Genomic DNA, 18,431 nt, shown 5'->3' with positions numbered 1-18,431 from the left:
AATAATCTTTACCTATTAAAATTTACTGTCTCCTTTTCTGCATTGAAAATAGACAGCTGCCGGCAGCAGTGCCAGCTATATAATTAGTCTCTTATTTGAACATTTTTAAGATATTTTTCTGCAGCTAACTTGAATTTTTCCAGTTCTGATGGTGCAAAACTTCGCTGATCTTTTAGTCCAGGATCGAGTGTATTAACTGGCCTGAAGTTCTGAACAAAATATTTCTCTGCTCCTTTAATCTGCTGAGCAATTTTTTCTAGCTCCTCTTTGTCGTGTAAACTGGGAACAACAGTGGTTCTAAATTCATAGTCCAGATTGGAATCAATTATCAGCTCAACTGAACTTTTAATTTCTGAGACCAAAGCTTCTGGAGCCAGCTGTTTGTAATTAGACCAGCTAAATTTGAGATCAACTGCCAGATAATCTATTAAATCTGCCTCCATTAACTTCTTCAGTTCTGAAGAATTGCTGCCATTAGTATCCAGTTTGATTAACAAATTATAATCATTTTTGATTTTAAAGAGAAAATCTTTTAAATCAGACTGCAGCAGCGGTTCTCCTCCGGTGATAGTTACTCCATCCAGCAGATTTTGCCGCTGCTCCAGAAAACCGAAAAAATATGATTCCGGCATCAATTCTTTTCCAGAGGGAAGTTTCAGCGGAATCAGCTGACTGTTATGACAGTAGGAACAGTGAAAATTACAGCCCTGAGTAAAAACAACAGCTGATATCTGGTCCGGAAAATCAATAACCGAAGTTTTCTGCAGTCCTGCCAGCCGCATCTAATTGACACCACTTTCTGCTTTAATTTTTTCTTTATTATTTTTTTTAACTTCTGATTCTGCTTCACATTTAGGGCAGTACTGATGCTCTCCCGGCAGATAACCATGAACCGGACAGATGCTGAAGGATGGAGTCAGGGTATAATAAGGAAGTTTAAAATTTTCAGCAATTCTTTTAACCAGCTTTTTAGTGGCTTTAATGGAGTCTATTTTTTCTCCCAGAAATCCATGAAGTACCGTTCCTCCACTATACAGTGACTGCAGTTCATCCTGCAGCTCTAAGGCTGTAAAAATATCATCAGTCAGTCCCACTGGCAGCTGAGTTGAATTAGTATAATAGGGATCTGCATCTTCTTTTACTACTCGCTCCTGATTGGCAGCAATTATCTGATTACCAAACTTTTCTCTGTCCAGGCGGGCAAAACGATAGGCTGTACTTTCAGCCGGAGTTGCTTCCAGATTATACAGATTATCTGTTTCTTCCTGATACTGCTGCAGGAGCTCTCTCATCTTTTCCATTACTTCTTTAGAAAACTGCTGGCCTTCTGGAGTTGAAATATCCTTACCAATAAAATTGAGGAGAGCCTCATTCATTCCGTTGAGACCAATTGTATTAAAGTGATTTTTCCAGTACTGATCAAAGCGCTTTTTAATATCTCTTAAATAAAATTTTGCGTAGGGATATAATCCCTGCTCAGTTAGGGTTTCCAAAACTTTACGCTTAACTTCTAAACTTTCTTTTGCCTGATCCATCAGATAATAGACTCTCTCCATAAACTCTTCTTTAGTTTGAGCCTGATAACCAATTCGGGGCATATTTAAAGTTACCACACCTATGCTGCCTGTCATCGGGTTAGCCCCAAATAAGCCTCCTCCTCTTTTGCGGAGCTCTTTGTTATTTAGACGCAGGCGACAGCACATACTCCTTGCATCTTCAGGATCCATATCCGAATTGACGAAATTGGAAAAATATGCTATCCCGAATTTTGCTGTCATTTCCCAGACCGGATCCAGTTTTTCATTTTCCCACTCAAAGTCCTCAGTTATGTTGTAAGTAGGAATCGGAAAAGAAAACATTCTGCCCTTGGCATCACCCTCCATCATCAATTCAGCAAAGGCTTGGTTAAGCATATCCATCTCCTGCTGAAATTCTCCATAGCATTTTTCCTGATACTGGCCACCAATTATAACCGCCTGATCTTTTAAATAATTGGGAATCTCGAGGTCCATGGTGATATTTGTAAAAGGACTCTGAAATCCAACTCGGGTCGGCACATTCATATTAAATAAAAATTCCTGCATTGCCTGCTTAACTTCTTCGTAATCTAGGTTATCATAGGCAATAAATGGTGCCAGATAGGTGTCAAAATTGGAAAAAGCCATTGCGCCTGAAGCCTCTCCCTGTAATGTATACATGAAATTTACAATTTGTCCAAGTGCTGTCTTTAAATGTTTTGGGGGAGCACTTTCAATTTTGGTTGGAACTCCTCTAAAACCAGTCCGCAGTAACTCCTCTAAATCCCACCCACAGCAGTAAACACTCAAGTTACCCAGATCATGAATATGTAAGTCACCACTGCTGTGCAGTTTGGCAGTTTCTTCCGGATAAATTTCCTGCAGCCAGTATTGACCTGTAACCTCAGAGGCAATATAATTATTTAAGCCCTGGAGCGAATAACTCATATTGGAGTTTTCATTTACCTTCCAGTCACTGCGGTCTAAATAATCGTCCATAATGTTAACCGCATCTGCAAATAATTTTTTGCTGTCCCGAAGCTTGCTGCGCTGTTCCCGATAGAGAATATAAGCCTTTGCAATTTCAGCATAGCCTTTTTCAATTAAAATTTTCTCGACTAAGTCCTGAATCTGTTCTACTTCTACAGTTCCACCATTTTTAAAAAAGATTTTCAAATAAGATAAAACCTCAGCTGTTATTTCTTCTGCCACCTCATCATTTTCCTGGTCAACTGCCTCAGCGGCTTTTGCTACCGCACTTTTGATCTTTTCTGCTTTAAATTCAACTTTTTTGCCGTCTCTTTTTTTTACATAATCTAAAGTCATTTCCTGCCTCCTATTTTCGAACTAATGTTTGCTTATATTTAACTATTTCTCGACTCATTTAAATAATCCTGCTTTGAAAAATAGAATTTAGAAAAACTGCTAATAAAATGAGCAATAAAAAATCCCCTTCGCTTGCTGCTCACGAAAGGGATTAATAATTAAAGTTAGTTGTCAGAATTTTATTTAAAATCAGCTCGTTATTCTTAAGCCAGAATAAGCTGCAGTCTCCTCCAATTTAGCTAAAGGCTTTTAAAAAAATTACTGCTGCCAGCAGTTAAATAAATCAAACTTAAATAAAATCTGCTCTAACACCCCTCATGACCCGTGAGTTTATGGTGTTTATAAATAAAGGCAGGTCTTCCGGCTCGGTTCAGTTAATAATCAGCCTTCCCAGTTTCCCAGTGGCAATTTTGATTATCTTTAAACCTTACGGCGGCGGGACCGCAGAGGTTTTTAACCTCTTTCCCATTTTAATTCAATCAGTTATTTTCGCTATTAACGCCAAAATAGTGACTGAAACCCTTATTTAAAACTATTCAATTTTTAATTAACTATTTTTATCTTAATACATCTGCCGAAAAATCACAAATATCACAATGCGAATCTACAAACAAATTTCAAGCTGAGCTCTAATTAAAGATAATTTTTCTCTAAAATACTCACTTTTTTTTCTGCTGATCAGCAGAATCAAATTAAATATTTACTCATTACGTCCTTTGATTACTACAGAACCAAAATAAAATAAAACTGCTGTAATAATAATCACCGCTCCAGATGGCAGATCATAATAATAGGAAAAAGTTAAGCCGCTAAAAGAAAATAAAAGCCCGAAAACAACAGCCAGTCCCATAATTTTTTTCAGATTATCTGTATATAAGCGGGCTGCTGCCGGAGGTGCTGTCAGCAGGGCAATAACCAGTACTATCCCGACAACTCTAATTAAAATCACTATTGCCAGAGCAATCATCACAAATAAGAAATTTTCTAAAAGAGTGGACTTAACACCAAGCACCCGCAAAAATTCCTCATCAAATAAATAGGCTTTCCAGTAATTAAAAAGACTGGTGATAGCTAAAATCATAAATACAGTTAAGGCTCCCATCAGCCAGACGTCCATTCTGCGGACTGTTAAAATATCTCCAAATAAATAGGAAGAAATATCAGGTGGATATCCCGGAGTAAAACCAATAAATAAGACACCGAGAGCCATTCCTAAAGACCAGAACATTCCAATTAGGGTATCTGAGCCAGTCCCGATTTTGCGGCGAATAGAGGCAATAGCCAGGGAGGCGGCAACGGCAAAGCCAAAAGCTCCATAAATTGGTTCAATATTCAGAAGATAACCCAGCCCAATTCCTCCAAAGGAGGTATGGGCAATTCCTCCACTTAACATCACCAGTTTTTTCTCCACAATAATCGTTCCAATTAGGCCACAGGCAATACTGGCCAGAACTGCTGCAAAAAATGCATTCTGCATAAATTGATAGTTTAAAATTGCATCAATCATTATTCTCCTCCTCTCCATGAGGGGCAAATACATGGTGAGGATGACCGTGGGCAATTAAATCTACCGGACAGCCAAAAACCTGTTCTGTTGTCTCCTGGTCCAGATACTTATCACCATGATGATAGAGTTTTTCGTTTAAACAGGCCAGAGTATCAAAATAAGAAGATACAGCTGCCATATCATGGGTTGCAACAATAATTGTTTTATCCTCATTTAAATTCTTTAGCAATTCGTAAATTTGGGAGCTGGAGCTGGCATCAACATTTGCAGTTGGCTCGTCTAACAGTAAAATCTCAGGTTCTACGGCCAGTCCTCGGGCGATTAAAACCCGCTGCAGCTGGCCTCCCGAAAGTTTACCAATCTGTCTATCTTTAAGCTGAAGCAGATTAAGCTGATCTAAAACTGCCTCAGCTTTTTTAATATCTTCATTTTTATACTGGTGAAAAAATCTGACTCTACCGCCCAGCCTGGCCATCAGGACTACATCCAGCACACTAATCGGAAAATCACGGTCAAAATTAGAGATCTGAGGCACATATCCAATTTTATCAACCGCCCGGCTGAGAGGATTACCAAAAATTTTGACCTCTCCTGCCTCAGGTTCAATTAAACCCAGGATAACTTTTAAAAGTGTGGTCTTTCCTCCACCATTGGGGCCAATAATCCCTAAAAAAGCACCCTCTGCAACCTGAATACTAATTTCTTTTAAAGCATTTATCTTACCATATTTAACTGAAACATCTTTCAATTCAACTGCATAAGCCACTACTGATCATCTCTTTCTGCAAGTACAGCTGCTATTTTTTCCGCCATTACTTTTAAGTTATCGATATAATTCTGGGCTAAAGGATTGAGCTGAATGATTTCTCCACCAAGTTCTTCAGCAACCGCTCTGGCCCTGCTGCTGTCAATTTCTGCCTGATAAAAGACATTCTTGATTCCCTGCTGACGCGCATATTCTATAATTTCCTGCAGATGCCGGGGTCCGGGCTCTTTACCCTCTTCTTCTATTGCCAGCATATTTAAGCCATAATGTTCAGTGAAATATCCAAATGACGGATGATAAACCAGGATTTCCTGACCCTGATATTCTGCTAATAACTCCTGATTTTCCTGATCAGCAGCAGCCAGTTTTTCTAAATACTGCTCTGTATTTTCTTTAAATTCTGCTTTATATGCAGGCAGAATTTCTATTAACTGATCTCTCATTATTTTCACCATCAGTTTAACTCTGGCTGGAGAAAGCCAGATATGAGGGTCTCTGCCTTCCTGATGACTGGGGCCGTGATCATCAGCTCCCACTTTCTGCTCCTCGTCAACATCGGGTGCAGTCTCTTCCTCTCCAAAATAACGGTGAGGATATTTTGATTCAATTCTTTCAAATAATTTTATCACCTCTAAGCCGGACTGTTCTTCTGCTCTGGGTAGAATATTCTGCACATCTGCCGGTACTCCCATCGAAAAATAGATTCTGGCTTGATTAAAAGCCCGCATTTCTGCAGGTGAAGGAGCATAATTAGCAGGACTATATCCCCTGGGAATCATTTCTACAACCTCTACTCTATCACCAGCAATTGCCTTCACCATTTCCAGCTGGGGTACAATTGTTACCGCAACTGTGGCTTCAGCTGCAGCAGCCGAAAAAGATCCTGCCAGGAGCAGTATTAGTATTATAAAAAGCAAAAACACTCTTCTGGTCGAACACATAAAAATCACCTCTTTATATTTTTTAAATAATATTTCTCAGCAGTAACTGAAGCACTCCAAAAACACCGCCAAACCAGCCATACTGTTTTAAGTGAGCAAAATATTTGCCGGCAAAACTATCAAAAACTTCTTCTATTTCCGCCGGATTCATTTTCCTGACTTCAGCAGCTGTTAACTCTTTTAACTCCAGACTTTTAAGCAGAGCTTCCGAATTAGCCTTAAAGCTGTCAACACCAGCTTCTACAAATAAGGCCAGCAAATATTCCAGACTATCTCTGTCCATTTCCCGTTCCAGAGCCTCAGCTAACTCTGTAATTTCCTCTGCACCTGTATTAACAAACAGTTTATTTATTTTTTCAGTTTTTAATAACGAAACCAAATTAGCCTTAATTTCTGTATATAATTCAGCATCAAACGAATCTGAATCAATTAACTTGATTTCTTTCAATAAACTTTTTAATTCCTGATTTAATACTTTTAGATCAGCTGTCTTCAGCAGCTGCAGAATTTCTTTTTTAATATTTTCTGCTGTAAATAGATCTTTTAATAACAGCAGAAGTTTCAACTTTTGCTCCAGGTTAAGCTGCTGCTTAATAAATTGTTCCACTGCCTCCGCTTTTATTTCCAAATTGAGAGACAGCAATTCCTGTTTTTCTTCTTTAAAGACTAAATCGGTCAGCTCAGCCAGCGGCTGATCACTTAGATAAAGCACTTCGGTTAACAGCTCAGAACCCTGATCAGTACTAACAAAGTTCTTTAATATCTGATTCAGCTTTAGACTTTCCGTTTTAAACAGCTCTTTAGATTCCAGTTCTTCCAGCAAATTAGAATAAAGTACTTCTAATTTATCTCTTTGATCAACAAAATATTCATTTTGAAGTTTATTAAAAACACGCTCAACTACTGCATCCACAAATTGATCCAGATCAGCCATGTAGAGAGCACTGGAGATCAGGGTATTTTTAAGCAGACCTCCCTCTTTTTCTTTCTCATTTTCTATAATTTCGTCTTTTTTGAAATTAATTAAACGGGCAATCTTCTCCTGCTGCTCAAAAAATATATTTAAAGTTTGATCAAGATAGTAATCAGAATCCTGTTTCAATAATTTTAGAAAATAATTCTTTAAGTCAAATTCCATTTTCCCATCCAGCAGCTGTGGTGCCAGGAATTTAAAGAAAGGATAAAATTCCCTATTTTTAAGCAGCTGTTTCAGCTGGCTGGAGTTTAGATTAACTTTATATTTTCCATTTACAAAAGCTGACAGCTGTTCCAGACTGAATCCGGAAACAATCCGGGACTCCAGTTTTGAAAGATAATTTTCTTCCTGACTTAAATATTTCTCAACTGCAGCTCTAAAATCAAAGGAGTCCACTTTTTGAGTCAGTGAGCTATTTATTTGCTGCTCTAAAGCTCCAACTAAAGCTTTAAAATCAGCTGGCTCCAGTTCCAATAACAGCTGGTCCAGGTTATTTAGCAATGACTCTGCCAGTATTTCATTTTTATCTCTCAGCAGCTCAAAAAACTGCTGATAATCACCGGCCGCAAAATATTCCAGTGTTCTATCCTTTATTTCTGAGCGATTATTTTCTATAATTTCTGCTGCCGAATTGGCTTTAAGCAGTTCTTTTTCCACAAACTTACCCATAGAATCAGCAAAACGACTTCTGTTTTTAGCAACAACTCCCGGAGTAAAGGGTATTCTGGCTCCCATAATATTCTTCTCCTGATAGGGATGAAAAATCATCCAGATTGCCAGAACATTGGTCAGCCAGCCCACTCCACCATATAAAACAGCAGAACTTAAATAATCAACCCAGACTGGTGAGGCATTAAAAATTGCTGTTTCAGCTCCACTGAGTGAAAAGATAATTCCTGCAGCCGCTCCCAGCAGGGCTCCTAAATAAGTAATCGGTTTTAATTCCTGCCCCATAAAATCTTCGATAGCTGTCTGTACTTCCTGATCAGAAAGCTGATGTAAATTTGCTGATGCCGCCTGTGCCACCTTACCTTCCAGAAGCTGAGGTAAATTATTATAAAAGAAGGCAGTGATTGATTCAGTTAAATCTGCAACAGCCTCCGGATCATCCTGAAAAAAACTATATAAAGATTTAATTTCTTTATCACTCATCTCTGGCTGCAGCTGATTGAGATAATTTTCTATTCCATTTTTAAATTCTGGTCCAGAATCATTAACTTCCTTATTTAGAAGACTGAAAAAATTTTGATTAAGATAAGCCGCTCCTTCTACTGCCAGAAAATTCTGTTCTGACAGCAGCCGGTAAACTTCCCCGGCAATTTTATCCTTTTTTAGAGCAATTTTTTCCTGACTGAGCAGATCTTCCAGTTTCAGCTCCATTAAATAATCTATCAGAATCTCTATTGAGCCAGCATCACTGCTTATTTTTTCCAGAGAAGTAAAGATTAATTCAACAATTTTATCTGTCAGCATTTCCCCGGCAAAAATTTCTTCTGAAAAAAGTTCAATTATTTTTTGATCTTCATACTGCTGGTAGAGCTTCAGCACTGTTTTTTCAAGACTTTCTATAACTTTATCCAGATCAATTTTCGGCAGGATTTTACTCATTCTAATTTCTTTAATTTGTGCTATCAGCTCAGCAGCCAGTTTTTGATTGTCAGAATTTAAATCTGCTGCTAAATAATCTTTAAGATGAGTCAGCGGCAGACCATATTCTTCTATCTTTTCCTGATATTTATTGTAAATACCCTGCCGACTCATTGCTTTAAAGCCTGTACTTGCTTCGATCTCTTCCTCAACTGCCTCCAGAATCAGGTCATTCAACTCGGCTTCTTCTGACTCCAGGAATTCCAATAATTCTGATTCCGCAGTATCAATCAGTTCAGAAAATTCTTTAGTTAAATCTGCTTCCAGTTCTTCTGTAAAAAACTCTTCTAAAAGAAGTTCCGAATTATCCAGTTCAATTTTCAAATTGACAACTATTTCTTTTAAAAGATCACGCAGATCTGATCTGGATAAAATTTTCTCCAACTCACTGCTGTCTTTGATCAGATCAGACATTTTAAGTCCTTTAATTCCCGTTACTATATTCTGACTAATTTTTTCTAAATTAAAGAGCTGACTAATCTCTGTTTTAAAAACTTCCTTTGCGGGCGCTTCTAAATTCTGATAATTATCTCTAAAATAATGAGCAAGCTCTTTAACCAGTTTTTTCAGCTGCAGCTGACTTTCTTCATTTAAAAGTTGAGATAATTTCTGGGATCTCAACTGTTCGTAAAAACTGAGCAGTAAATTTTCCCCACTTTCTGCAGCTTCTGCTTTGTTAATTACTCTACTAAAAACTTCCTCCAGCAGTTTTTGCTGTCCGGACTCCGAAATTATTTGACTCAGCTGCTGCTCCTCTAATTCCTTACTACCTGCTGCCAGAAACTCGACTCCGGTTTCTGCTGCAGCTGAACTGAGAAGACCAAAATTTTCTTCCCAGCCGGGTATATCTCCCAGTTTCACATCAGCACTGCGCTGTTCCAGGTAAATATTTAAAAAGTCATCCAGACTCTGATTGAAATTTTTCTTAAATTCTGGACGAGAAAACTCTTCTTCTAGAGTATGATGATTGATCAGATCTCTTTCTACCAGTGCAGAAATACTGTCAATAAACTCGTCTTTAGTTTTGACTACCACTCCCCCAAGTGGACCGTACTCCTTGAAAATCATTTTTAATGCCAGGTTATTGGTTAAATAGCCGGTAACTGCTCCTGTACCTGCCGCTGAGATGATTGCTAATAGATCTAGAACCATTTTTTCCTCTTAAAATAAATCAATTGGATTACAGCAATTACCAGCATCAAAAACATCACAGCAGGATAGGCAAGCTCGTGTTCCAGTTCGGGCATGTAGGCAAAATTCATTCCATAAACTCCGGCAATAAAAGTCAGGGGGATAAAAATTGTAGAAATTACTGTTAAAAACTGCATGACTTCGTTCATTTTGTTGCTTTTATTGGAAAGATAAATATCCAGCATACTCGAGAGCATGTCCCGGCTGACATCAATCTCATCCATCAGCTGGCCGATATGGTCATAAACATCACGCAGGTAGTAATCTGTTTCCTGTTTGATGAGTGGAGATTCAATCCGGTAGAGATTACCCAAAATTGTATTTAAAGGCCAGATAGTTTTCCGTAAAAAGACTATCTCCTGTTTTAAATTCTGAATAGTCTCTAAAGTATCAGCACCAGTTTTAGCAGCAACCACTAAATCATCCAGCTCCTCTAAAACCTCTTCGTTTCTTTCTAAAATGTGAAAATAATTATCTACTATTGAATCCAGTAGGGCATAAAATAAATAATCTGCTTTCTTTTTTCTAATCTGTCCTTTATTTTCTTCAATTCTAACTCGAACCGGATTGAAATCATCACCCCGGGCTTCCTGAAAAGTAATAACTGTGTTTTTCAGCAAAATCAAACTCACCTGTTCTGACTGGATGTATTCTCCCTGATAACTCAGCATATCCAGAATTGTTATTATATAATCATCAAATTCTTCCTTTTTTGGCCGCTGCCGGGTATTAGTAATATCTTCCAGGGTAAGAGGATGTAAATCAATTGCTTTTCCCACCTCTTTAACCAATTCTACATCGTGAATTCCGGTAATATTAACCCAGTTGACATAATCTGCTTCCAGTAATTCTAACGAAAAATCTTCAACTGTTTTTTTCTTAACATTGTCTTCATTAAATTGAATTAACTCAATTTCGGCCTCTATATCTTTTTCAATTCCGTGTAAAGTACCGGGAGTATGTCCGATTTCACTTGACTTAACTCGCGAAAATTTTCTCATTTGGCTCCTCCTTTAACAAAGTATTTATTTTTTACCAGTTTCGCCTGGAAAAGTGATTTTTTAAATCCTCTTTTTATTAGTAATTATTTTTAATATCCACATTTTGTGGATAAATTGTTGATAACTATGGGTTTTAATCCACAATTTTTGTTGATTAATTGTTAACAACTGTGGATAAAACACCTGTTTTGTGAGTAACTTGTGGATAACTATCTATTTAAACCTACTTATCCACTTAACTTTCAATTTTAAGAAAAGATAAAAATTTATCCACAATTTGCGGGTCAAAAACTTTTGCACGATAGTGATTGAATTCTCTAACAATTTCTTCCTCTTCCAGAGCTCCAAAATAATAGGCGTTTTGGGAAAAAGGAAAATATAGATTTGATTTTAACTTGCTGTAAAAATTAATGACTGCAAAAAGTCTGCTTAGATATGGTATTTTATTTCCTTTTAGTCCTTCCGGCCAGCCGCTGCCATCAAAATGTTCATGCTGGGAGTAAATTAAATTGCGGATTCCAGCTAGATCATGATAGTAGGCAGCAAAATTAGCAGAAATCAAGACATGTTTTTGATATTCGTGCCACTCTTCTGCTGTTAAATTTTCTCCTTTTTTTACAATGTTTTTATCCAGAGCTAATTTACCCAGATCATGGTGTCTGGCCAGCAGCAGCAGTTTTGTTTTTTCTTTTTTATTTAATTTAAAATAAGCGGCAGTCTTTTTTGTGATTTTGATAAGTTGTTTATACCGCCTTAATTCTTTATAATTGTTTTCCTCGAGATACTTCATTAATGAGCAGTAGAATTTACTATTTTTACTTGCTTTATATCTATGCAGTATTAATTTTGAAACCCCGTCATTAAAAAAATCATGAGCATTTATTTTATTATTAACTTTATTTAAAGAAACTGCACCAATATCAATGTAAATCCCCTTAATATTAATCTGCCCCACTTCTTTTTTAATAAAATTAAGTGTTTTTTCTACTGCTAAACTGCTCTGGTTTTTTAAAATTACAGCAAAATGATCTGCACATAAATGAGCTGCAATTTTATTATTATCCGAAACTTGAGCCAGAATAGAAGCAATTTCTTTTAAAATCTGATCACCTTTTTGATAACTAAAAAACTTATTTACCAGATGAAAATTTTCAACATTAAGCAGAATTAAAGCCAGATCATCCTCCTGTTTTTGATTAAGCTCAGCAAATAACTGATTAAAATATTCTTTATTATAAAGCCCGGTCAGTCTATCATGTCTTTTAATATAATCTAACCTCTGCTGTTTGGCCTCCATATCAGTAATATCATAGGAGGCTCCCACAATCTCTTCTACTCTTCCATTTCGCACAACCGGATATAATGTTGTCTGCCAGTATTTTTGACCGGCCGGAAATTTCAGTTTTTCCGTATAGTTAATCCGACCTTTTTTTCTTAAACATCTGCGGTAATTTTTCTCCAATTCTGCTGCAACTTCTTCTCCGAAAATTTCATCGGTCCTCTTCCCCTGAATCTCCTCATTACTCAGAGCTGTTAAACGCTGATGGGTAGCATTAATTCGCTTATAATAAAAATTTTCGTCACAATCCACCTCCAGCAAAAATATTGCATCATGAGTATGATCAATAATTGTCCGATAATCATTCAACTTTTTTTCTTTTTTTCTGGATTCCTCATTTTTATGTTTCTGTTTCAAAATGGTTAATAATAGCAGATTACTAAAAGTAGAATAACTTTCCCTTTTATTTAAAATGGCAGTCAGATTACTGACATTTCTAAAATCAAGTTCAAGCTCATTACCCGACTCATTCAGAAGTATTAAACTTGTCCCGGGAAATTCTTTCTCTGCCAGCATTACTAAATCCAGTCCAGAAAACACCTTACCTATAGCATTTTCGACTATTATGATATCTATCCCGGAATTCTGATAAAGATAATTGACTGCCTGGCGGTTATCATCAAATTCTTTAACCAGTTCAAAATCAAAATCTCTTATTTTCCTTTTAGCCCGATTGAGGTGAGATTTTATTTTGTTTTTTTCTATGACATCATTTATGATAATTACTATTTTGAGCAATACTGTTCTCTCCCACATTTAAATTATAATTAATCTTATACTATACCATTTAGTATATCAATTCAGTTAAATAATAGCAATCAACGTCAGGTACCAGGTACCTAAATCTTTTTACTGGACCAGGTACCAAAAAAAATTGAATTTGAATAAGTAAATCTATTGTAGTATTATTTAATCAAGAGAAGGTTAAGACTTTTTAAAGGAGAGGATTATGTATAACAGCAGAATTTTGGAAGTATTATTTACCCTTTTTAAAAGCATGAGTGTAATAGTAACTTTTGCCTATATTTTAAGCCGTCTCAATAGTGTAAAACATATTTTTGCTGATAATTTTAATAAATACGAAAAAATATTTTTGACAATCTTTTTTGCAGTTTTATCAATTCTGGGTACATTTCTGGGAATCATTATTATGGATGCCTATGCCAATATTAGAGCTATCGGTGCCCTGATGGGCGGGATTTTAGGTGGCCCACTTGTCGGCCTTACAGCAGGTTTAATTGCAGGTCTTCACCGCTTTTCGCTGGGAGGTTTTACAGCTTTAGCCTGTGCGATAGGTACAACAACCAGCGGCCTAATTGGGGGGCTTTTTTATAAAAAGTATCGCAATAATGAAATAAATTTTAAAAATGGATTTTTAATTGGAGCTTTTGCCTTAACGGTGGAAATGATCATCGTAGTTCTTTTCAGCCGCCCCCTGGCTCAGGCAGTAGAATTAGTTAAAATCATTGCCATTCCAATGATCCTGAGCAACAGTCTGGGGATAGCAATTTTTATCAGCATTTTGAATAAAGTTAAGGAAGATAATCAAAAAATAAGAGCTTTACAGGCAGAGAAAGTACTTTCTATAGCTGATCGCTCATTACCGCTGCTGCAAGATGGGCTTGACCAGGAAGCTGCGGCAGAGATTATTAAGATGATCAAAAAAGAAAGTCAGGTTGATGCAGTTTCTATAACTGATAAAGAAACGGTTCTAGCTTTTACCGGTACCGGAGAAGATCATCATCTTGCAGGTGAGGAAATCAAAACTGAAGCCAGCCGCAGAGCCATCGAGCAAAAAAAATCTATCCTGATTGATAATAAAAAAGAAATTAACTGCAATCATCAGGGATGTCAGTTAACTGATGCTGTAATTACTCCTTTAAAAATTGAAAATAGTGTTTATGGACTTCTCAAATTATACCGCTGTAATCAAAAAATAACTGTGCTGGATATTAAACTGGCAGAAGGAATTTCTAACCTGCTGGCAACTCAAATTAAGCTGGCCAAATTATCAAAACAGGCTGAACTTAAGAGTGAAGCTGAACTTAAAGCTCTCCAGGCTCAGGTTAATCCACATTTTCTTTTCAACTCACTTAATGCAATTGCTGCTTCCTGCAGAACTCAGCCCCGGCAGGCCCGGGAACTGCTGATAAAACTGGCAGGCATCTTCCGCAGAACTCTAAAGAGAGATGTGTATCAAATAACCTTAGAGGAGGAAATTGAATTCTGTCAGGATTATTTAAGTATAGAAAAAGCAAGACTGGACAAAAGACTTCAGGTCAAGTGGGAAATCCCGGCTGAATTAAAAGGTACTATTATACCACCATTTATTATTCAACCTTTAGTTGAAAATTCGATTAAACATGGAATTTACCCTCAGGAAGAAGGCGGCCAGATTATTGTCAGTGCCCAGAAAAAGGGTGATCAGCTCCAGATCAGTATTGAAGATAACGGGCCGGGAATAACCGAGGCAAAAATTGCTGAAATTGAAAATGGAAATAATGATCGCATAGGAATCAATAATATAAAAGAGAGATTACATTCTGTTTACGGCAGTAATGCAGACTTCAAAATTAAATCTGCAGCCGGGCAGGGTACTCAAAATATAATCAAGATTCCTTCCGAGTTTCTTTTTGAAAGGAGAAAAGCAAACTGATGATCAAAACAATGATTGTCGAAGATGAAAAATTGGCTAGAGATGAGTTAAAGTTTTTAATTGAAGAAGATCCCGACTTTGAAGTTCTTTACGAAATAGCAGATGGCAAAAGGGCATTTGAAATTTTACAGAAAAATAAAATTGATCTGCTTTTTTTAGATATTCAGATCCCGGGTAAAAGTGGAATCGAAATTGCTCGAATTTTAAAACAGCAAAAAACTGCTCCTTATATTATTTTTACTACCGCCTATGATGAATATGCAGTCGAAGCTTTTAGGCTATCTGCAGTTGATTATTTATTAAAACCAATCAGTGACCAGCGCCTGGAAGAAAGTTTAGAACGGGCAAAAAACGAAATTAATAAAAGCACTGATTTTAATCAACAGCTGGAAAATTTATTTGCAAATTTCAATAGCTCAAAGCAAAAAGACTGCCTGAATAAAATTGCAGTGATGGAAAAAGATTATTATCTGATGCTCAATTTTGAGGATATTTACTATTTTTCCACTAAAGAAAAGAAAGTCTGGGCTCACTGCCACAAAAAATCATATATGACAGGATTTCAGCTTAAGGAATTAGAAAAGATGCTGCCGGAACAGTTTTTCCGGATTCATAAAAGCTATATTGTTAATTTGAGACATATTAAAGCAGTTATACCCTGGTTTAAAGGTAAATATCAGGTGTTAATGGAAGATTTTTCGGAACATAAAATTCCCGTCAGTCGTTCCCGGGTTGATCAGATAAATAAACTCTTAAATCTCAAATAATGCAATTGAGTATAATATTTTTACAATTCAGTTAAAAATCCTTCTATAACCTCTGAATCCATGTATAATTAAAATGTAATAAAAATTTATTAGGGGGTTATATTTAATGACATCTTTTCTTATTTCTTTAGCTGTATTAATTATTGGTTATTTTACTTATGGAAAAATTGTGGACAAAATTTTTGGTTCACAGTTTGAACGGGAAACTCCTGCAATTTCGATGGAAGATGGTGTAGACTACATAGCAATGGACTGGAAAAAGGCTTTTCTGATCCAGTTTTTAAACATTGCCGGTTTAGGACCTATCTTTGGCGCAATTGCCGGTGCTCTATGGGGGCCAAGTGCTTTTCTCTGGATAGTACTTGGTACCATTTTTGCCGGTGGGGTCCACGATTATCTTTCCGGAATGCTTTCTATTCGTTCCGGAGGAGCCTCTATCTCTGAGATTATCGGGGAAAATCTTGGAGGAACCATCAGACAGATTATGAGAGTTTTTAGTATTGTGCTTTTAGTTTTAGTAGGAACTGTTTTTATGACCGGACCGGCTATGCTGCTGGCTAACTTGACACCAGGCTTTATGGGAGTTAATATCTGGTTAGTTATTATTCTGGGCTACTATTTTATTGCTACTTTCTTACCAGTTGATCAAATTATCGGTAAATTATATCCAATCTTTGGCGGGGCACTTTTAATTATGGCCCTGGGTGTTGGGGGAGGCTTGATTTTTGGAGATTATAATATTCCAAATATAGCTCTAAACAATCTGCATCCCGGTGAATTACCAATGTGGCCTTTATTATTTGTAACAATCGCCTGTGGTGCAATCAGTGGTTTCCACTCAACCCAGTCACCGATTATGGCCCGCTGTACAACCAATGAAAAAGAAGGCCGCCGTATTTTTTATGGGGCAATGGTAGCTGAAGGTATTGTTGCTTTAATCTGGGCAGCTGCAGCTATGACATTTTTCCAGGGAACTGGAGGTCTTAATGGTGCACTGAGCTCGCTTGGTGGACCGGCCGGTGTTGTCCACGAAATTACAGGTACAATGATGGGAGCTGTTGGTGGAGTCCTGGCAATGTTGGGTGTAATTGCAGCTCCAATCACTTCCGGAGATACTGCTTTTAGAAGTGTTCGTTTAACTTTATCTGATATCTTTGGTTTAGAACAAAAATCGGTTAAAAATAGACTAATGCTGGCGATTCCAATTTTTATCGTTGGGGGAGCCCTATCTCAGATTAACTTTGATGCTTTATGGCGCTATTTTGCCTGGTCAAATCAGACAGTTGCCATGGTTGTTCTATGGGCCGGTGCAGTCTGGCTTGCCAAACACGGTAAAAATCACTGGATTGCCTCGATTCCAGCCTTCTTTATGACAGGTGTTTCTTCGACCTATATTCTCTATGCTCCAGAAGGTTTCCAGTTACCTTATACCTTCTCAGTCACTGCTGGAATCATTATCGCAGTTATAACTATGGGAATTTATATTGCCAAAATTAACAGCACTCAATTTGAAGAAGAAGTTATGGTTCAAAAAGAAGCAGTGTAACTAGTACCGGGTACTTGGGAAATGTTGGAAATAGATTCTACTCAGCAAAATGAACACTCTTTATTAAATAATAAAACCGGATTCCCTCTAATCTTAACCAGGAATCCGGTTTTTTATTTCACTTTTCTCAGCTTTTCTTTTTACATAGTGTTCACACTGTTTTAATCTATCATAACCCAGCATTATTCCCAGCCTAAAATTTTCTTCATCTGTATAGTCTTTTAGATTATTTTTATCAATTTCTTTAATTACATCAACACAATTTTGATCGCCCAAAATAATAAATTAGATCTAAAACAGAACATATTTCTAAAATAGATCCGAACTCCACTCACTAAGCCTCTCAGCAGTTAGATCCGCCTGATTTGTATTATCTATTGCTAAACCAATTAGCTTCCCATCTACTACTGCTCTTGATTCGCTAAAGTCATAACTCTCAACAGAATATTGACCCACAAATTATGCTGCCAGACTCATAACTAATTCCTCAGTATCTCCTGTAGTACTACCATAAAAAACTCCAATTTTACTCATTATAATCTTCCTTTCGCATTTATTTTTGTAAATTTAGCTCTTTATTTTTGGAATAAATTTGAATGGTCTAAACACAAATTGCTCTTCTTTCCAGCTTTTTATAAATAGCAGACCAGCTGCGGCGGGCATAAATAACGCTGACTCCACGCTCTTTTGCTGCACTTTTAACTTTTCGCATTACAGCATGGTTTATGTAATCAGTCATCACCAGTACAAAATCCGTGTCAGCAGGGATTTCAAAATTCCTGAACTTAGATTTTTTTCTTCCACTAAGGTGGGTAATCTCTTCAAAACCTAAATCTTTGACATTATCTCTAATCGATCCTAAATTATCTGCGCCAACTATCATTAACGACATTCTACTCTCCTCCTTATTATTAAATGAAAACAATTCTCATTATCAATCAAAATAAAAAATATAATTATTCTTCCTTTCTCTCTTTATTTATAGGTACCAGGTACAAATAGGCCTATTTGTACCTGGTACCTATCCTATATGTTTGTTAATCATCTATCTTAATATCATCAAAATCATATTCTTTTCCACCAGATACCGGGCAGCCGCTATCACTACAGCCGGCACAGGGACTATCAGTACCCTTGATTCCACCATAAACTTTTTTGCCTATATAATAAAGACTTCCCAGTCCTAAAACTCCCAAAAATAAATATTCCATAATAACCTCCTTAAGCTATCCAGCTTAAATTCAGTTCTAA

At 36.9% G+C, this 18,431-nt stretch carries 15 protein-coding genes and 1 riboswitch; of the genes, 3 read left to right on the top strand and 12 right to left on the bottom strand.

The window, feature by feature from the left end; all coding sequences use genetic code 11:
- Positions 1-83 precede the first annotated feature (83 nt).
- The 8 genes from DFR79_RS01825 to DFR79_RS01790 form a co-directional block, all read right to left on the bottom strand.
- Positions 84-782: an anaerobic ribonucleoside-triphosphate reductase activating protein gene (locus DFR79_RS01825; protein WP_133513800.1), complete on the bottom strand. Its 699-nt coding sequence runs from the start codon at positions 780-782 to the stop codon at positions 84-86.
- Positions 783-2,843 (bottom strand): ribonucleoside triphosphate reductase, encoded by a 2,061-nt coding sequence (locus DFR79_RS01820; protein ID WP_133513799.1) that lies wholly within the window; start codon positions 2,841-2,843, stop codon positions 783-785.
- A 333-nt stretch (positions 2,844-3,176) separates the two neighbouring features.
- Positions 3,177-3,382, bottom strand: a riboswitch (cobalamin riboswitch).
- Positions 3,383-3,543: 161 nt separating this feature from the next.
- Entirely contained in the window at positions 3,544-4,350 is an 807-nt protein-coding gene (locus tag DFR79_RS01815; protein WP_133513798.1) for a metal ABC transporter permease, read from the bottom strand.
- A complete protein-coding gene (locus tag DFR79_RS01810; protein WP_133513797.1) occupies positions 4,343-5,116 on the bottom strand; it encodes a metal ABC transporter ATP-binding protein in 774 nt (257 codons plus the stop codon). The genes DFR79_RS01815 and DFR79_RS01810 overlap by 8 nt, the downstream gene beginning before the upstream one ends.
- Entirely contained in the window at positions 5,116-6,039 is a 924-nt protein-coding gene (locus DFR79_RS01805; protein WP_243727689.1) for a metal ABC transporter solute-binding protein, Zn/Mn family, read from the bottom strand. The genes DFR79_RS01810 and DFR79_RS01805 overlap by 1 nt, the downstream gene beginning before the upstream one ends.
- A gap of 40 nt (positions 6,040-6,079) precedes the next feature.
- A complete protein-coding gene (locus tag DFR79_RS01800) occupies positions 6,080-9,832 on the bottom strand; it encodes a DUF445 family protein (protein WP_133513795.1) in 3,753 nt (1,250 codons plus the stop codon).
- Positions 9,823-10,872, bottom strand: coding sequence for a magnesium/cobalt transporter CorA (corA, locus tag DFR79_RS01795; protein ID WP_133513794.1), 1,050 nt, complete (start codon positions 10,870-10,872; stop codon positions 9,823-9,825). Before corA ends, DFR79_RS01800 begins: the two co-directional genes overlap by 10 nt.
- A gap of 235 nt (positions 10,873-11,107) precedes the next feature.
- Positions 11,108-12,949 (bottom strand): HD domain-containing phosphohydrolase, encoded by a 1,842-nt coding sequence (locus DFR79_RS01790; protein ID WP_166637939.1) that lies wholly within the window; start codon positions 12,947-12,949, stop codon positions 11,108-11,110.
- 211 nt (positions 12,950-13,160) lie between these two features.
- Between DFR79_RS01790 and DFR79_RS01785 the strand changes: the two genes are divergently transcribed.
- From DFR79_RS01785 to DFR79_RS01775, 3 genes are all read left to right on the top strand, one after another.
- A complete protein-coding gene (locus tag DFR79_RS01785) occupies positions 13,161-14,867 on the top strand; it encodes a LytS/YhcK type 5TM receptor domain-containing protein (protein ID WP_133513792.1) in 1,707 nt (568 codons plus the stop codon).
- Entirely contained in the window at positions 14,867-15,634 is a 768-nt protein-coding gene (locus tag DFR79_RS01780; RefSeq protein WP_133513791.1) for a LytR/AlgR family response regulator transcription factor, read from the top strand. The genes DFR79_RS01785 and DFR79_RS01780 overlap by 1 nt, the downstream gene beginning before the upstream one ends.
- Positions 15,635-15,740: 106 nt before the next feature.
- On the top strand, positions 15,741-17,180 hold the full coding sequence (locus DFR79_RS01775) for a carbon starvation CstA family protein (protein WP_133513790.1): 1,440 nt from the start codon (positions 15,741-15,743) through the stop codon (positions 17,178-17,180).
- 93 nt (positions 17,181-17,273) lie between these two features.
- Here the strand turns inward: DFR79_RS01775 and DFR79_RS01770 are convergent, their stop codons facing one another.
- From DFR79_RS01770 to DFR79_RS16050, 4 genes are all read right to left on the bottom strand, one after another.
- Positions 17,274-17,456 (bottom strand): DUF2023 family protein, encoded by a 183-nt coding sequence (locus tag DFR79_RS01770; protein WP_243727682.1) that lies wholly within the window; start codon positions 17,454-17,456, stop codon positions 17,274-17,276.
- Positions 17,457-17,489: 33 nt separating this feature from the next.
- A complete protein-coding gene (locus DFR79_RS16055; RefSeq protein ID WP_166637938.1) occupies positions 17,490-17,636 on the bottom strand; it encodes a hypothetical protein in 147 nt (48 codons plus the stop codon).
- A gap of 145 nt (positions 17,637-17,781) precedes the next feature.
- Positions 17,782-18,072, bottom strand: a complete 291-nt coding sequence (locus tag DFR79_RS01765; protein WP_133513788.1) for a DUF2325 domain-containing protein — start codon at positions 18,070-18,072, stop codon at positions 17,782-17,784.
- 145 nt (positions 18,073-18,217) lie between these two features.
- Positions 18,218-18,391, bottom strand: coding sequence for a hypothetical protein (locus DFR79_RS16050; RefSeq protein WP_166637937.1), 174 nt, complete (start codon positions 18,389-18,391; stop codon positions 18,218-18,220).
- Positions 18,392-18,431: the final 40 nt, after the last annotated feature.

Origin of the sequence: Halanaerobium saccharolyticum, from assembly GCF_004362045.1 — a bacterium.
GTDB classification, from domain to species: Bacteria; Bacillota; Halanaerobiia; order Halanaerobiales; family Halanaerobiaceae; genus Halanaerobium; species Halanaerobium saccharolyticum_C.
Note: the sequence above shows the minus strand (reverse complement) of the source record. Positions and strands in the feature narration are given on the sequence as shown.